This window comes from Streptomyces sp. NBC_00212, assembly GCF_045206365.1.
In the GTDB taxonomy this organism is placed as follows: Bacteria; Actinomycetota; Actinomycetes; order Streptomycetales; family Streptomycetaceae; genus Streptomyces.
Map to the genome: position 1 here is coordinate 6,817,902 of NZ_CP108115.1, position 13,253 is coordinate 6,831,154.

The 13,253-nt window shown below is 72.2% G+C and carries 11 protein-coding genes and 1 pseudogene; 7 read left to right on the top strand and 5 right to left on the bottom strand.

Annotated elements, in window-relative coordinates; all coding sequences use genetic code 11:
* The first annotated feature begins 63 nt into the window (after nucleotides 1–63).
* Both OHA17_RS31065 and OHA17_RS31070 read left to right on the top strand, forming a co-directional pair.
* The gene (locus OHA17_RS31065; protein ID WP_406509274.1) at nucleotides 64–3,528 is read left to right on the top strand and encodes a DNA polymerase III subunit alpha; all 3,465 of its coding nucleotides are present in this window, start codon (nucleotides 64–66) and stop codon (nucleotides 3,526–3,528) included.
* Nucleotides 3,525–4,541 carry a hypothetical protein gene (locus tag OHA17_RS31070; RefSeq protein ID WP_406509275.1) on the top strand — a complete coding sequence of 339 codons (1,017 nt, stop codon included), beginning with the start codon at nucleotides 3,525–3,527 and terminating at the stop codon, nucleotides 4,539–4,541. The genes OHA17_RS31065 and OHA17_RS31070 overlap by 4 nt, the downstream gene beginning before the upstream one ends.
* Nucleotides 4,542–4,635: 94 nt before the next feature.
* Here the strand turns inward: OHA17_RS31070 and OHA17_RS31075 are convergent, their stop codons facing one another.
* Complete coding sequence (locus tag OHA17_RS31075; protein ID WP_406509276.1) at nucleotides 4,636–5,328, bottom strand: hypothetical protein; 693 nt, start codon at nucleotides 5,326–5,328, stop codon at nucleotides 4,636–4,638.
* A 205-nt stretch (nucleotides 5,329–5,533) separates the two neighbouring features.
* Nucleotides 5,534–6,340: an SDR family oxidoreductase gene (locus tag OHA17_RS31080; protein WP_406509277.1), complete on the bottom strand. Its 807-nt coding sequence runs from the start codon at nucleotides 6,338–6,340 to the stop codon at nucleotides 5,534–5,536.
* Nucleotides 6,341–6,442: 102 nt separating this feature from the next.
* Here OHA17_RS31080 and OHA17_RS31085 point away from each other — a divergent pair, with 102 nt between their 5' ends.
* The gene (locus OHA17_RS31085; RefSeq protein ID WP_406509278.1) at nucleotides 6,443–7,156 is read left to right on the top strand and encodes a TetR/AcrR family transcriptional regulator; all 714 of its coding nucleotides are present in this window, start codon (nucleotides 6,443–6,445) and stop codon (nucleotides 7,154–7,156) included.
* 242 nt (nucleotides 7,157–7,398) lie between these two features.
* Nucleotides 7,399–8,259: an esterase/lipase family protein gene (locus tag OHA17_RS31090; protein ID WP_406509279.1), complete on the top strand. Its 861-nt coding sequence runs from the start codon at nucleotides 7,399–7,401 to the stop codon at nucleotides 8,257–8,259.
* Between the two features lie 74 nt (nucleotides 8,260–8,333).
* Here the strand turns inward: OHA17_RS31090 and OHA17_RS31095 are convergent, their stop codons facing one another.
* The gene (locus OHA17_RS31095) at nucleotides 8,334–9,356 is read right to left on the bottom strand and encodes a lytic polysaccharide monooxygenase (RefSeq protein ID WP_406509280.1); all 1,023 of its coding nucleotides are present in this window, start codon (nucleotides 9,354–9,356) and stop codon (nucleotides 8,334–8,336) included.
* Between the two features lie 205 nt (nucleotides 9,357–9,561).
* Between OHA17_RS31095 and OHA17_RS31100 the strand changes: the two genes are divergently transcribed.
* Both OHA17_RS31100 and OHA17_RS31105 read left to right on the top strand, forming a co-directional pair.
* Nucleotides 9,562–10,038, top strand: a complete 477-nt coding sequence (locus OHA17_RS31100) for a GNAT family N-acetyltransferase (protein WP_406509281.1) — start codon at nucleotides 9,562–9,564, stop codon at nucleotides 10,036–10,038.
* Between the two features lie 41 nt (nucleotides 10,039–10,079).
* A pseudogene (locus tag OHA17_RS31105) lies at nucleotides 10,080–10,658 on the top strand (class I SAM-dependent methyltransferase); the annotation flags it as partial.
* A 118-nt stretch (nucleotides 10,659–10,776) separates the two neighbouring features.
* On the opposite strand, the gene OHA17_RS31110 reads toward OHA17_RS31105, so the two are convergent.
* Nucleotides 10,777–11,271 (bottom strand): DUF402 domain-containing protein, encoded by a 495-nt coding sequence (locus OHA17_RS31110; protein WP_406509282.1) that lies wholly within the window; start codon nucleotides 11,269–11,271, stop codon nucleotides 10,777–10,779.
* Between the two features lie 186 nt (nucleotides 11,272–11,457).
* On the opposite strand from OHA17_RS31110, the gene OHA17_RS31115 reads away from it, so the two are divergent.
* A complete protein-coding gene (locus OHA17_RS31115; protein WP_406509283.1) occupies nucleotides 11,458–11,832 on the top strand; it encodes a GntR family transcriptional regulator in 375 nt (124 codons plus the stop codon).
* 240 nt (nucleotides 11,833–12,072) lie between these two features.
* Here the strand turns inward: OHA17_RS31115 and OHA17_RS31120 are convergent, their stop codons facing one another.
* Nucleotides 12,073–13,167 carry a DUF5925 domain-containing protein gene (locus OHA17_RS31120; protein WP_406509284.1) on the bottom strand — a complete coding sequence of 365 codons (1,095 nt, stop codon included), beginning with the start codon at nucleotides 13,165–13,167 and terminating at the stop codon, nucleotides 12,073–12,075.
* Nucleotides 13,168–13,253: the final 86 nt, after the last annotated feature.

Genomic DNA, 13,253 nt, shown 5'->3' on the forward strand with positions numbered 1-13,253 from the left:
CGTTCGAAACTGGTCTATGGTGGAAGGGAGGGGGAGGTGAGAACGGATCGGTAGGAGGTGCGGATGCCCGGTTTCACGCATCTGCACACCGTTTCGGGATTCTCCCTGCGGTACGGGGCTTCCCACCCGGAGCGGCTGGCCGAACGCGCCGTCGAACGCGGCATGGACGCCCTCGCACTGACCGACCGGGACACCCTCGCGGGCACGGTCCGCTTCGCCAAGGCCTGCGCCGAGGCGGGGATCCGGCCGCTGTTCGGGGCCGAGCTGGCCGTGCCGGAACACCTCGGGGAAACCGGGCCCGCCCGGGGGCAGGCCCGACGGCGCACGCCCGTACGGGGCGGTGCGTTCGTCGACGAGTCCGCCCCCCGGGTCACCTTCCTCGCCCGTGACGGCGCGGTCGGCTGGGCCGAGCTCTGCCGCCTGGTCAGCGCCGCGCACACGGCCGAGGGCCGCCCGCTCCTGCCGCGCGCCGCGCTGCCCGCCGAAGGGCTCACCGTGCTGCTCGGCCCGGCCTCCGAGATCGGCCGCGCGCTCGGCGCGGGCCGCCCCGACCGGGCCGCGAAACTGCTCGCGCCCTGGCGGGAGATCTACGGCGACGCGCTCCGCCTCGAAGCCGTCCACCACGGACTCAGGGGGACCGGCCCGGGATCGCTCCGGCTCGCCGCGCGCACCGTCGGCTTCGCCGCCGAACAGGGCGTACGTGCCGTCCTGACCAACGCCGCGCGCTACGCCGACCCGGGTCAGGGCCCGGTCGCCGACGTGCTGGACGCGGCGCGGCGCCTGGTGCCGGTGCGGGCGCCGTTCGACAGCGGGGAGCGCTGGCTCAAGGGCCCGGACGCCATGTTCAAGATCGCCGAGCGGGTCGCCGAGGCGGCCGGCTGGCGCCGCGACGTGGCCCACCGGCTGCTCGCCATGACCGAACAGACCGCCGCCGAATGCCTCGTCGACCCCCAGGACGACCTCGGCATGGGCACCGCGAGCTACCCCGAGCCGTACCTCGTCGGCGCCGCCCACCGCGCCCCGCAGCGCGTCCTCGCCTCCCGGGCCGCCGCCGGCATGGTGCTGCGCGGCTATGCGGGCCGGCGCGCGTACTGGGAGCGGATGCACCACGAGCTGGACATCATCGCGCACTGGGGATGCGCCTCCTACTTCCTCACCGTCGCCCAAGTCGTCGACGACGTACGGGAGTTGGGCATCCGGGTGGCCGCGCGCGGCTCCGGCGCGGGCTCGCTCGTCAACCACCTCCTCGGCATCGCGCACGCCGACCCCGTCGAGAACGGGCTTCTGATGGAGCGCTTCCTGTCCAAGCGGCGGCCGGTGCTGCCCGACATCGACATCGACGTGGAGTCCGCCCGCCGGCTCGACGTCTACCGCGCGATCATCGACCGCTTCGGCGCCGAGCGGGTCGCCACCGTCGCCATGCCCGAGACCTACCGGGTGCGGCACGCCATCCGGGACGTGGGCGCCGCCCTGTCCATGGACCCGGACGTGACCGACAGGATCGCCAAGTCCTTCCCGCACATCCGGGCCCGCGACGCCCGCACCGCGCTGAAGGAACTCCCCGAACTGCGGTCCCTGGCAGGGGAGATGGACAAGTACGGCAAGCTCTGGGAGCTCGTCGAGGCCCTGGACGCCCTGCCGCGCGGCATCGCCATGCACCCGTGCGGAGTGCTCCTCTCGGACGCCACGCTGCTGCGCCGCACCCCGGTGATGCCCACCAGCGGCGACGGCTTTCCCATGTCCCAGTTCGACAAGGAGGACGTGGAGGACCTCGGCCTGCTCAAGCTGGACGTCCTGGGCGTGCGGATGCAGTCCGCGATGGCCCACGCGGTCGCCGAGATCGGCCGGGCCACGGGCGAGAAGCTCGACATCGACGACCCGGCACAGGTCCCGCCGGGCGACGCCGAGACGTACCAACTCATCCGATCCACCGAGACGTTGGGCTGTTTCCAGATCGAGTCGCCGGGCCAGCGCGACCTGGTCGGGCGGCTCCAGCCGTCGACCTTCCGCGACCTCGTCGTCGACATCTCGCTGTTCCGCCCCGGGCCGGTCGCGGCCGACATGGTGCGCCCGTTCATCGAGGCCCGGCACGGCCGCACCCCGGTCCGCTTCCCGCACCCCGACCTGGCGGACGCGCTGCGCGACACCTACGGGGTGGTCGTCTTCCACGAGCAGATCATCGAGATGGTGAACATCATGACCGGCTGCGGCCGGGGTGAGGCCGACCGGGTGCGGCGCGGGCTCTGTGACCCGGAGTCGCAGGCCCGCATCAAGGTCTGGTTCGCCCAACGCGCCGAAGAGCGCGGCTACTTGCCCGAGGTGATCGCCCGCACCTGGGAGATCGTCGAGGCCTTCGGGTCGTACGGCTTCTGCAAGGCGCACGCGGTCGCCTTCGCCGTGCCCACCTACCAGTCGGCCTGGCTCAAGGCGCACCACCCGGCTGCTTTCTACGCCGGGCTGCTCACCCACGACCCCGGGATGTACCCGAAGCGGCTGCTGCTCGCGGACGCGCGGCGGCGCGGGGTGCCGATCCTGCCGGTCGATGTGAACCGGTCCTCGGTCGCACACAGAATCGAACTGGTGTCCGGTACCTGGGGAGTGCGGCTCGCGCTCTCCGACGTCCACGGGATCAGCGAGGCCGAGAGCGGACGGATCGAGGCCGGCCGGCCCTACGCCTCGCTGCGCGACTTCTGGCAGCGGGCCAGGCCCGGCCGCCCGGTCGCCGAACGGCTCGCCCGGATCGGCGCGCTCGACGCGTTCGGCGCCAACCGGCGCGACCTGCTGCTCCACCTCTCCGAACTCCACGGCGCCCGCCGCGCGCCGGGCGGCCAACTCCCGCTGGACGGCGGCACGTTGACGGCCCCCGCCGGGCTGCCCGACCTGGACGACGCGGAACGCCTCAGCGCCGAACTCGGCGTCCTCGGCATGGACGCCTCCCGCCACCTGATGGAGGACCACACGGCGTTCCTGAACGAACTCGGTGTCGTCTCCGCCAAGCGGCTGCGCGACGCCGAGCACGGCCGGACCGTCCTGGTCGCGGGCGCCAAGGCGGCCACCCAGACCCCGCCGATCCGCTCCGGCAAGCGGGTCGTCTTCAGCACCCTGGACGACGGCACCGGCCTCGTGGACCTGGCCTTCTTCGACGACAGCCACGACGCCTGCGCCTACACCGTCTTCCACTCCTGGCTGCTCCTCGTACGGGGCGTGGTGCAGCGGCGCGGCCCGCGCAGCCTGAGCGTCGTTGGCTCGCGCGCCTGGAACCTCGCCGAACTCGTCGAACTGCGCCGCGAGGGCGGCCTGGACGCGGTCTCCTCCCGCCTCGCGACCCCACCCGAACCGATCGAGGCGCCCGGATCCGAGGCCGAAGGCGCAGCCGGGACCACGGCCGAGAGCTCCGCCGACAACGGCCGCCGCATCCACCTGTCCACCGGCTACGAACTGAACCCCTGGGCCGACCTGCAGCCTGCTGGTGAACGGGCCGCCACCGGGCGGAAGTTGTGGCATTCGAGCCCGGGGAGCGCGGGATGATCCTCTGTGCACGGTTCCACCTCCCTCCGATGTATGAAGCGGCGCTGCCCGCCCTGATCGCGCTGGCCGAGGGCCTCACCCCGGTCGTCCAGGCGCTCCCGCCCGACGGCGTCCTCGCCGATCTGGCTGGCGCCGAGAAGTACTTCGGCCAGGACGCCGGGCAACTCGCCGCCGTCCTTCGGGTCCGCGCGCTCGCCCACTTCGGCCTGGACTGCGCGATCGGGCTCGCGCCCAACCCGGTGCTGGCCAGGATGGCCGCGCGGGACGCCGGACCCGGCACGACCTGCACGGTGCGCCCGGACGAGGTGGACCGCTTCCTCGCTGCGAAGCCGGTCCGAGCCCTGGACGGCGTCGGACGCTCCACCGCCCGCACCCTCTGCGCGTACGGCCTCGACACGGTGGGGCGCCTCGCCGACGCTCCGCCGGGCACCGTCCAGCGGATCCTCGGCGCCCGGCCGGGCCGCGAATTCCAGGAGCGCGCCCGCGGCATCGACCGCACGCCCGTCGTGCCGCCCGCCTCCGCGCTCCCTCAAGCTCTCGGCTTCGGTCGAGCAGGGGATGCGGGCGCCTCCATGTTGGCCGCCGAACGCTCCTTCCCCCGCGACGAGTTGGACCCGGTACGCCACCGCCGGGCGCTGCTCTCCCTCGCCGAGGAACTCGGTGTCCGGCTGCGCGGCGCCGGTCAGGTGTGCCGCTCCCTCAGCCTCACCGTGCGCTACGCCGATCGGTCCACCACCACCCGCACCCGCAGCCTGCCCGAGCCCTCGGCCCACTCGCCCGCACTGGCCGGCCTGGCCTACGCCCTGCACGCGGCGCTCGGCCTGCAACGGGCCAGGGTCCGCGGCATCTCGCTACGGGCCGAGGGGCTCGGGCCCGCCGAACTCGCCGCCCACCAGCTGACGTTCGACCCCGAGGACGAGCGGGCCCGCCGCATCGAGGCGGTCGCCGACCGGGCCCGCGCCAGGTTCGGCCCCCGGGCCATCGTCCCGGGCACGCTGTCGGACGCGGCCTGAGACGGGTGGGTTGGGGGCGGGGGTCGTTTCAGGAACCCCCGATCCAGAAGGGGCGCCTTCGAGGTAGCCGCATGGCCGCTCGCCAGGACGGCCTTCAGGAAGCCAGCCGCTTCTTGACATCGGCCACCTGGGGCCCGGAGTCGACCGGCGGGATCGTCCAGCGGTTCTCGGACTTGGTGGCGTCTGTGTAGATGAGCGTGCCTCCCCCCTTGGCCTGTTCCGGTGTGAGGTCGAAGACCTCGGAGCGCATCTGGTAGGTCCCCGGCTCGATCTTGCCGACGCCGCTGTACCCGGTCACCAGGACCTTGTACGCGGTGCCGTTCCCCTCGGCGACGCTCTGCCCGTTGGCCGCGATCCAACGCCAGCCGCCCTTGGTTCCGTTGGCGCCGGCGGGCTCCTCGTCCGCGGCGTTCGCCGTCAGCGAGGCGTCTTTGGTGGTGATGACCGCGAAGGTGCCGAACCGCGAGGTCGTTCCATCCCCCTCCTTGGTGTAGACGACGGTCGTGGGCGTGATTTCCAGGATGCCTACGAGCTTGGTCCCCACGGTCCGGGACGGCACGCCGAGCGCCAGAGCGGCCTGCCCGGCCCCCGGGTCCGAACCCGGCGTGGCCGAGCCGTCCCCGGAGGTGCCGGGGGGTGTGGATGCGGGCGCAGGCGTTGTGGTGGACGGCTGCCCGCCGGCGGACTGAGAGGCGGACGGCTTGTTCCCGGACCCGCCGCCCCCGGGATTGCAGGCGGTCAGGGTGAGACAGGCGGTGGCGGCGGTCGCGAGCAGGATCTTGCGCATGGTTCCCCCCAAGGCATTGGCACTCGCCGTGAACGTACCGCGATGGGGGTGATACCCAGCGTGAAGTCGCCGGACTGGGACGAACGGGGGGCGTGTCGTTGCGAACTCCCAACAACAGGGCCGGAGTTGAGAGGAATCCAGGCGACTGGGCCTTGCGCGCCCGGCGCTTCGGGCAGCGATTTCGGCTGCCCTCCGGTTCTGTGGTTCACGCCCCCGAAGCCAACCGCGCACCCCCGTCCACCGTCAGTACGACGCCGGTCGTGAAGCTGTTGCCAACGAGGAACGAGATCGCGTCCGCGATGTCCTCGGGGTGGCCGCAGCGGCCGGCCGGGGTGGACTTGGCGTAGGCCGCGAACGTCTCCGCCTTGGCGTCCGCGTCCATCCAGTCCCACCAGGGGGTGTCCACTATGCCCGGCGACACCGCGTTGAAGCGGACCGGGGCCAACTCCACCGCAAGGACCGGGACCATCGCCGCCACCGACGCGTTGACCGCGGCCAGGCCGGCCGTGCCGGGCATCGCGGCGCCTGCCGAAGCCGCGGTCACGAAGGTGATCGACCCGGTGGGGGAGAGGACGTCGAGCGCGGCCCGCGCGGTGAGGCTGTGGGCTATCAGCTTGCCCTCGGTGGCTTGGCGCAGCGCATCGGTCGTCACCGAGCGGAACGGTCCGGCGGCCGTGGAGCCGGTCGCCGCGACGACTACGTGGTCGACCCGGCCGAGCCCCGCGAAGAACTCCCGCGTGGCCGCCTCGTCCTGGGCGTCCACGACCGACCCGCTCACCCTGCCCGGCGCTCCGGACGTGCCGGGTCTGTCGGACGTGTCGGACGCGTCAGGCGTGCTCAACGTGTCCGTCAGTGCGTCCAGTTCATCCAGCGCGTCCCGCAGTCGCTCGGGGTTGCGGCCGGTGACGACGACGTCCCTGCCCTCGCTCAGCTGGCGGCGCGCCGCGGCCAGGCCGATGCCGGAGGTGCCGCCGATGATCACAACTCGCTCGTTCATGACTCGCTCGTTCATGACGCAGTCCTTTCAGGCCCTCTCATGAGGGTCTTCACGCTTTTCGAGACTCACTGCCTCGTAAAGAGTATTCCGAGGCATCGTGCCTTGTAAACTGTCCGCATGAAGAAAATCGAGAACGGATCACAGGGCGGGCCCGCGGACGGCTCCCCGCCTCGCGGGCGCCCCCGCAGCGAGGCGGCCAGGCGCTCGGTGCTCGACGCCGCGCTGGAGCTCTGCCGCCGCGACGGCTACCAGGAACTGACGATCAAGGGCATCGCCGACGAGGCCCAGGTCGGCCGGCAGACCGTCTACCGCTGGTGGCCCACCAAGCAGGACGTCCTCCTCGAAGTGCTGACCGAGCTGCCGCACCGCAGCCCCGCCGAGCTCTTCCCCGACACCGGGGACGTGTACCGAGACGTCGAGCAACTGCTCGGCCACACCTTCCGGCTGACCCGCGGCGCCACCGGCCGGGCCGTGGTCGGGCTGATGGCCGACGCGCAAGCGGACGTCTCGCTCGCCCGCAGGCTGCAGGAAGAGGTGATCGCCCCGCGCCGCGCGGCGCTGCGCGAGATCCTCGAACGGGGCATTGAGCGCGGCCAGTTGCGCCAGAACGGCGCCGTGTCCCTCGACCTCGCGGTCGACTTCGCCTTCGGCGTGATGTGGTACCGCCTGCTCAGCGGCCACGCCCCGGTCGACGAACAGCTGGCGGCGGAGATGGCCACCGCGTTGGAACCGCTGCTCGGAAGCGCCGGAAGGGCCGGAGGTCACGGGAGTCCTGGAGGCCGCGGAAGTGCCGGAAGCCCTGGAAGCGGGGCGGCGGGGCGGCGGCCCTGACGCCGTGATCCGAGCGAAAGGCACCCAGAGGCCGATCCTCGAACCCTTCGTCGGCACGTCGAAAGCACATCGAATTCGCGACACGACACTTTTTACTGACGCGTAACTTCACTCTTACGCTACCCGTGCGTAATTTGGCGTGAGCACGCCCCGTACGCACCCAGTACGGCTCCTCACTTGTGGTCCGGGCCGCAGGGCGAACCCCCCATCGCAACTCCCTTGAGCCGCAAGGAGATCACCCGATGCTGCCCTGGAAACGTGTGCTCAGACCGCTGTCGGCGCTGTTCCTCGCCGCCGCGGCCTCGCTCGCCCCGGCAACCGCCGCGCACGCCCAGTCCGCGCCGAGCAGTGGCTGGAACGACTACTCCTGCAAGCCGTCCGCCGCCCATCCCCGCCCCGTCGTCCTCGTACACGGAACCTTCGGCAACGGCACCGACAACTGGCTGGCCCTCGCCCCGTATCTGGTCAACCGCGGGTACTGCGTCTTCTCCCTCGACTACGGCCAGCTTCCCGGCGTGCCCCTGTTCGACGGGCTCGGCCCCATCGACAAGTCGGCGGCCCAGCTCGCCACCTTCGTCGACAAGGTGCTCGCGGCGACCGGCACGTCCAAGGCGGACCTGGTCGGCCACTCCCAGGGCGGCATGATGCCGCGCTGGTACCTGAAGTTCCTCGGCGGTGCCTCCAAGGTCAACGCCCTCGTCGGGATCGCCCCCGACAACCACGGCACCACCCTCGACGGCCTGACCCAGCTCCTGCCGTACTTCCCCGGCGCCCAGGACCTGCTGACACTCGCCACCCCGGGACTCGCCGACCAGATGGCCGGATCGGCCTTCGTCACCAAGCTCAATCAGGGAGGCGACACCGTCCCCGGAGTTCACTACACGGTCATCGCGACCAAGTACGACGAGGTGGTCACCCCCTACCGCTCGCAGTTCCTGGACGGCCCCGACGTCAACAACGTCCTCATCCAGGACAAGTGCACGCTCGACCTCTCCGAACACGTGGCCATCGGCCTCACCGACCGCGTCGCCTACCACGAGGTGGCCAACGCGCTGGATCCGGCGCACGCCACCCCCACCACCTGCGCCTCCGTCATCGGCTGACCCGCCGTCGGACCGTGCGGCCGCACGCGACCGCCCCTCCCGGCAGCCGGGAGGGGCGGCGTGCGGCGCGCGGGTCAGCGGCCGTGGCGGCCCGCCGCCGCGGCCTTGCGGCGCAGCGTCGCGAAGAGCGCCGCGGCGCCGACGGCGATCGCGCCCGCGCCCCCGATGGCGAGGTACGGGGTGCTGCTGTCGCCCCCGGTCTCGGCGAGGTTCTGCGTGCCGGTCGCGGCGACCGGAGTGGCCGCGGCGCCGTCCGGCTGCGGCTGGTTGCCGGTGGTCCCGGCCGTCGGCGCGGTGCTCGGCTGCGTCCCCGTGGTGGCGCCGCCGTGGTGGTGCTGGACCGTCGACTTGGACGCGCCGTCCGCGATCTCCTTGTCGGTGGGTGCGGAGGCCGCCGGAGCGGGGGCGCCCGCCGCACCGCTGTCCTTTCCGAACACCACGTCGGAGCAGGTGTAGAAGGCCTCGGGGCTGTCGGAGCGCTGCCAGATCGAGTAGATCAGGTGGCGTCCCGAACGGGCCGGGATCTTCCCGTCGAAGACGTAGTCGCCGCCCTGCATCGGCGGGTCGGTGACCTTGACGAACGGCGTCGCCTCCAGGTCCGACCACTTCAGCGGCTTCGACGGGTCGTAGCCGTCCTTGGTGATGTACAGCTCGAACGAGCCCTTGTGCGGCGCCGTTCCCTTGTAGTGGAAGGTGTGGCTGCCCGCCGACAGCTTGGTGGCCGGCCAGTCGGCGCGCGGCAGGTCCAGGCCCTTGTACTTGTCGTTGCCGCCGCTGCACAGCCTGCCGTCCGGGATGATCTCCTTGGACTTGCCCGCGGCGTTGGCCATGTTCACCGCGTTCCAGTCGTAGAAGGCCTGCGCACCGCTGACCGCGACGGCGGCCTTGCACGCCGCCGACTTGGGGCTCTCGGGGCCCTCCGCGTAACAGGCCGAGACCCGGCTGACCGGGTCCGTCATGGAACCGTGGGCCGCGGCGGGCCCGGCAGCGAGCCCCGTCAGAGCGAGCGGCGTGAAACCGAGCGCGGCGACGAGGGCGGCCCTGCGCCGACGGGGTCCCCGCTGCTCGAACGCGGTGGAGAGCTTGGGGAAGGTCATCGTGGCGTACTCCTTCGATGGTGCACGGGCATGGGGCGTGGGGGTTGCTGCAACTGCCGGAGGTCCCGTCCGGCGATCAGCACGCTAGCCCCGCGAAACCGTGAAATCCCCTGCTGGGAGCGGGGGATGGCGATCCTTATGGTCGCTTTAAGGAGCCACTCAGAAGCGATTAAGAACGGGCCCTTCCGCGACGTACCGTGACCCCATGAACGATGAGATCCGGCTCGCGAACCCCGACGACGTGCCCCGCGTGAAGGAGGTCACCGACGCCGCCTACCACCCCTACATCGAACGGATCGGCGTCGTGCCCGTCCCCATGGAGGCCGACCACGCGGCGAACGTCGCGGCCGGGCGGGTCTTCGTCGCCGGTGATCCGGTCGTCGGGGTCCTGGTCCTCGTCCCGGAGCCGGACCACCTCTTCCTCGATTCGATCTCCGTCCACCCCGACGTCAGGGGCACCGGCCTCGGGCGCAGGCTGCTGCACTTCGTGGCCGAGCACGCGCGGGCGCTCGGCCTGCCCGAGGTCCGGCTCTACACCAACGCGATGATGTGGGAGAACCAGAAGATCTATCCGCGGTACGGGTACGAACTCGTCGAGCGGCGGGTGGACGGGCCCTACGACCGCCTCCACTACCGCAAGGTGCTCGGCCCGCGAACCGGTGGTGAGGCGGGCCGGGGCTGATCGCCGGGCCGATTGTCAGTGGTGCCTGGCACGATCGGGGCATGGACATCGACTGGGACGAAGAGGCCGACACGTTCGACGAGAAGCCCGACCACGGGCTGCTCGACCACTCGGTGCGGGCCGCGTGGGACGAGCGCCTCGCGGAGTGGCTGCCGGACCGCGCGGGCGAGCTTCTCGACCTGGGGTGCGGCACCGGGAGCCTGTCGCTCCTCGCCGCCGGGCGGGGCCACCGGATCACGGCCGTCGACCTGTCGCCCCGGATGACCGAGCGGGCCCGCGCCAAGCTGGCCGGCACCGGCGCCGAGGTGCTGACCGGGGACGCGGCGCGGCCGCCCGTCGAAGGCCGCACCTTCGACGTGATCCTGGCCCGCCACGTGGTGTGGGCCCTGCCCGACTACGAAGCGGCGCTGCGGCACTGGTGGTCGCTGCTGCGGCCGGGCGGCCGACTGATCCTGGTCGAGGGCGTGTGGGGCGACACCGGCATACCCGCCGAGCAACTCACTTCCGCACTCGGCGAGTTGAACGCCGAGGCGCGCTACGAACGGCTGTCGGGGGACGCGCGGCTCTGGGGACGCGAGGTGGACGATGAGCGGTATGTGGTGGTCGCCACGGCGGCGCCGGCCGCGGCCTGACCGCGGCACCGGGGGCACGGGCGCCGCGCACGACGGCCCGCCGACGCCCCGGCCGCGCCGCCCCGCATGGCGTACGCTCCCGCAGGCCTGGCAGGCCCGGCGGGTCTCAGTCGATCAGCGCCGTGAACTGGCCGAGTTTCGCGAGGAGTTCAAGCTCGTCCAGGGCGCCCACGGCGCGGGTGGCGGCCTCCGGGTCGCGCTCGGCCAGGCCGCTCTCGGCGAACTCGTCCAGGCGCAGTACGGTCGCGCCGTCGGCCGAGACCCAGAGGTCGAGGTCCAGGTCCTCGGCGATCAGCTCGCCGCCCCGGACCACGGCGGGCCGGGTGATGTCGCAGTACCAGCCCTTCAACGCCGAGTCGGCGTCGCGGACCTCCTTCACGGCGTACCAGCGGTCGCGCCAGTAGTGCTCGGTGAACACATCGCCCGGCTCGAACCGTACGAAGCCGAAGTCACGGACGCCCTCCGCCGCCCAGGGGGCGCGCACGCTCACCCTGGTCCCGTCGTCGGACACCACCGACGCCGGGTAACGCAGCTTCGTGCGCCCGGCCTTGACCAGGACGACCTCGATACGGGTGCCGGCCTCGGCCGAGCTCGCGGACATGACGTACCTCCGTGGCACATATCTCGTAGCGGAAGGATTTCGCACGGTACGTGGGGCCGCAGGTCGGGTGCCTCCCATTTTCGAGGGGGGGCGGGCCGAGTGCTCTCCGCTTCCCTGGGGCGCGTCGGCCCCGCCCACGGCGCCGCCCGTTTTCGTGGAGCGCGGCCGCGGGGGAGAATCGGAGCTGTGACCCTCAAGATCGTGATTGACCAGGGCGCGGCCACCGCGCCGTACGAGCAACTGCGCGCCCAGATCGCCGACCGGGCCAGGTCCGGAAAGCTGCCGGTGGGCTACAAACTGCCCACGGTCCGGGGCCTCGCGGAGGATCTCGGGCTCGCCGCGAACACGGTGGCCAAGGCGTACCGGGCCCTTGAGGCGGACGGGGTCATCGAGACCCGGGGCCGCAACGGGACGTTCGTCGCGGCGGCCGGGGACGCGTCCGAACGGCTCGCGGCGGTGGCCGCGGCGGCGTACGCGGGGGAGGTCCTGCGGCTCGGGCTCGGGCGGGACGCGGCTCGCTCGGCGGTGGAAGAGGCGTTGAGGGCGGCGTACGGGAAGTAGGCGCCTGCGGCGGGCTGTGCCCCGCCCCGCCCCTTCCCTAAAGCCTCCGGCGGCTGAGATTCCATCGGGTGCGGGTCCGTCGTGGCTGGTCGCTCCCCCAAGTTCTCGACTCCTCCCCCAAGGCCTTAAGGGCCAGGGGGGACCCCCATGAACAGGGGGGGACCCCCATCGCGGCGGAGCCGCACAATGTCACAGCCCCGCGCCCCTTTGGAGCACAGGGGGATTGCAAGGCACAGGCTCCTACAAATACAACCCCGCGTCCGCCTCAGCCCGCTGATCCGGGACCGACGCCGGGGACGTGCCCCGGCGTAGGGCGTACAGCTCGGCCAGGGTGGTGCCGTCGCGGGCGACGCCCTCCTCGGTGCCGAGCCAGCCGACGGCCTCCGCCCGGGTCAGCGGGCCGACCTCGATGCGGGCGAGGCAGCGGCCGGGACGCACCACCGCGGGGTGCAGGCGCTCCAGGTCCTCGTTGGTGGTGACACCCACCAGGACGTTGCGGCCCTGGCCGAGCAGGCCGTCGGTCAGGTTGAGCAGCCTCGAAAGGGCCTGGCCCGCTGTGTGCTTGGCCTCGCCGCGGATCAGCTCGTCGCAGTCCTCCAGGAGGAGCAGCCGCCAGCGGCCCTTCGCGCTGCCGTCGTCCTCGCCGATCGCGATGTCCATCAGATAGCCGACGTCGTTGAAGAGCCGCTCCGGGTCGAGCACACAGTCCACCTGGCACCAGTCGCGCCAGGACCGGGCCAGGGTGCGCAGCGCCGAGGTCTTGCCGGTGCCCGGCGGCCCGTGGAGCAGGAGCAGCCGGCCCGCGATGTCGTCCGGGGTCACCTTCATCAGGCGGTCCATCGCATCGGCCACCGGCGCCGTGTAGTTGGGCCGCACCTCGTCCCAGGTGCCGGCCGCGATCTGCCGGGTCGTGCGGTGCGGGCCGCGCCGCGGGGACACGTACCAGAAGCCCATCGTCACGTTCTCGGGCTGCGGCTCCGGCTCGTCCTCGGCGCCCTCGGTGGCCTGTTTCAGCACCTGCGCGGCGAGCTCCTCGGTGGTCGCGGTCACCGTGACGTCCGCGCCCCGGTTCCAGCGCGAGACGAGCAGCGTCCAGCCCTCGCCCTCGGCGAGCGTGGCGCTGCGGTCGTCGTCGCGGGCGGCGCGCAGCACCTTCGCCGCGGGCGGCAGCAGGCTGAAGCCCTTCTTGACCCGGTCGATGGATGAGCTGTGCGAGAACGGCTGCTCGCCCGTGGCGAAGCGGCCGAGGAAGAGCGCGTCGACGACATCGGAGGGCGAATCGCTGTCGTCCACGGTCAGCCGGATCGGCAGCGCGGCTTCTGGGGCAGGGGACATGCCCCCCATGATCCGGCAACACGCCCGCGCGTGCACCTGTTTTGTCCCGTTGATGGTCGAGGGACGTTCTGTCCCTGTTCCGGTAA

Excerpts from the sequence above, each read along its gene's own strand:
- OHA17_RS31065 (WP_406509274.1), top strand. The coding sequence starts at position 64 with ATGCCCGGTTTCACGCATCTGCACACCGTTTCGGGATTCTCCCTGCGG.
- OHA17_RS31070 (WP_406509275.1), top strand. The coding sequence starts at position 3,525 with ATGATCCTCTGTGCACGGTTCCACCTCCCTCCGATGTATGAAGCGGCG.
- OHA17_RS31075 (WP_406509276.1), bottom strand. The coding sequence starts at position 5,328 with ATGCGCAAGATCCTGCTCGCGACCGCCGCCACCGCCTGTCTCACCCTG.
- OHA17_RS31080 (WP_406509277.1), bottom strand. The coding sequence starts at position 6,340 with ATGAACGAGCGAGTCATGAACGAGCGAGTTGTGATCATCGGCGGCACC.
- OHA17_RS31085 (WP_406509278.1), top strand. The coding sequence starts at position 6,443 with ATGAAGAAAATCGAGAACGGATCACAGGGCGGGCCCGCGGACGGCTCC.
- OHA17_RS31090 (WP_406509279.1), top strand. The coding sequence starts at position 7,399 with ATGCTGCCCTGGAAACGTGTGCTCAGACCGCTGTCGGCGCTGTTCCTC.
- OHA17_RS31095 (WP_406509280.1), bottom strand. The coding sequence starts at position 9,356 with ATGACCTTCCCCAAGCTCTCCACCGCGTTCGAGCAGCGGGGACCCCGT.
- OHA17_RS31100 (WP_406509281.1), top strand. The coding sequence starts at position 9,562 with ATGAACGATGAGATCCGGCTCGCGAACCCCGACGACGTGCCCCGCGTG.
- OHA17_RS31110 (WP_406509282.1), bottom strand. The coding sequence starts at position 11,271 with ATGTCCGCGAGCTCGGCCGAGGCCGGCACCCGTATCGAGGTCGTCCTG.
- OHA17_RS31120 (WP_406509284.1), bottom strand. The coding sequence starts at position 13,167 with ATGTCCCCTGCCCCAGAAGCCGCGCTGCCGATCCGGCTGACCGTGGAC.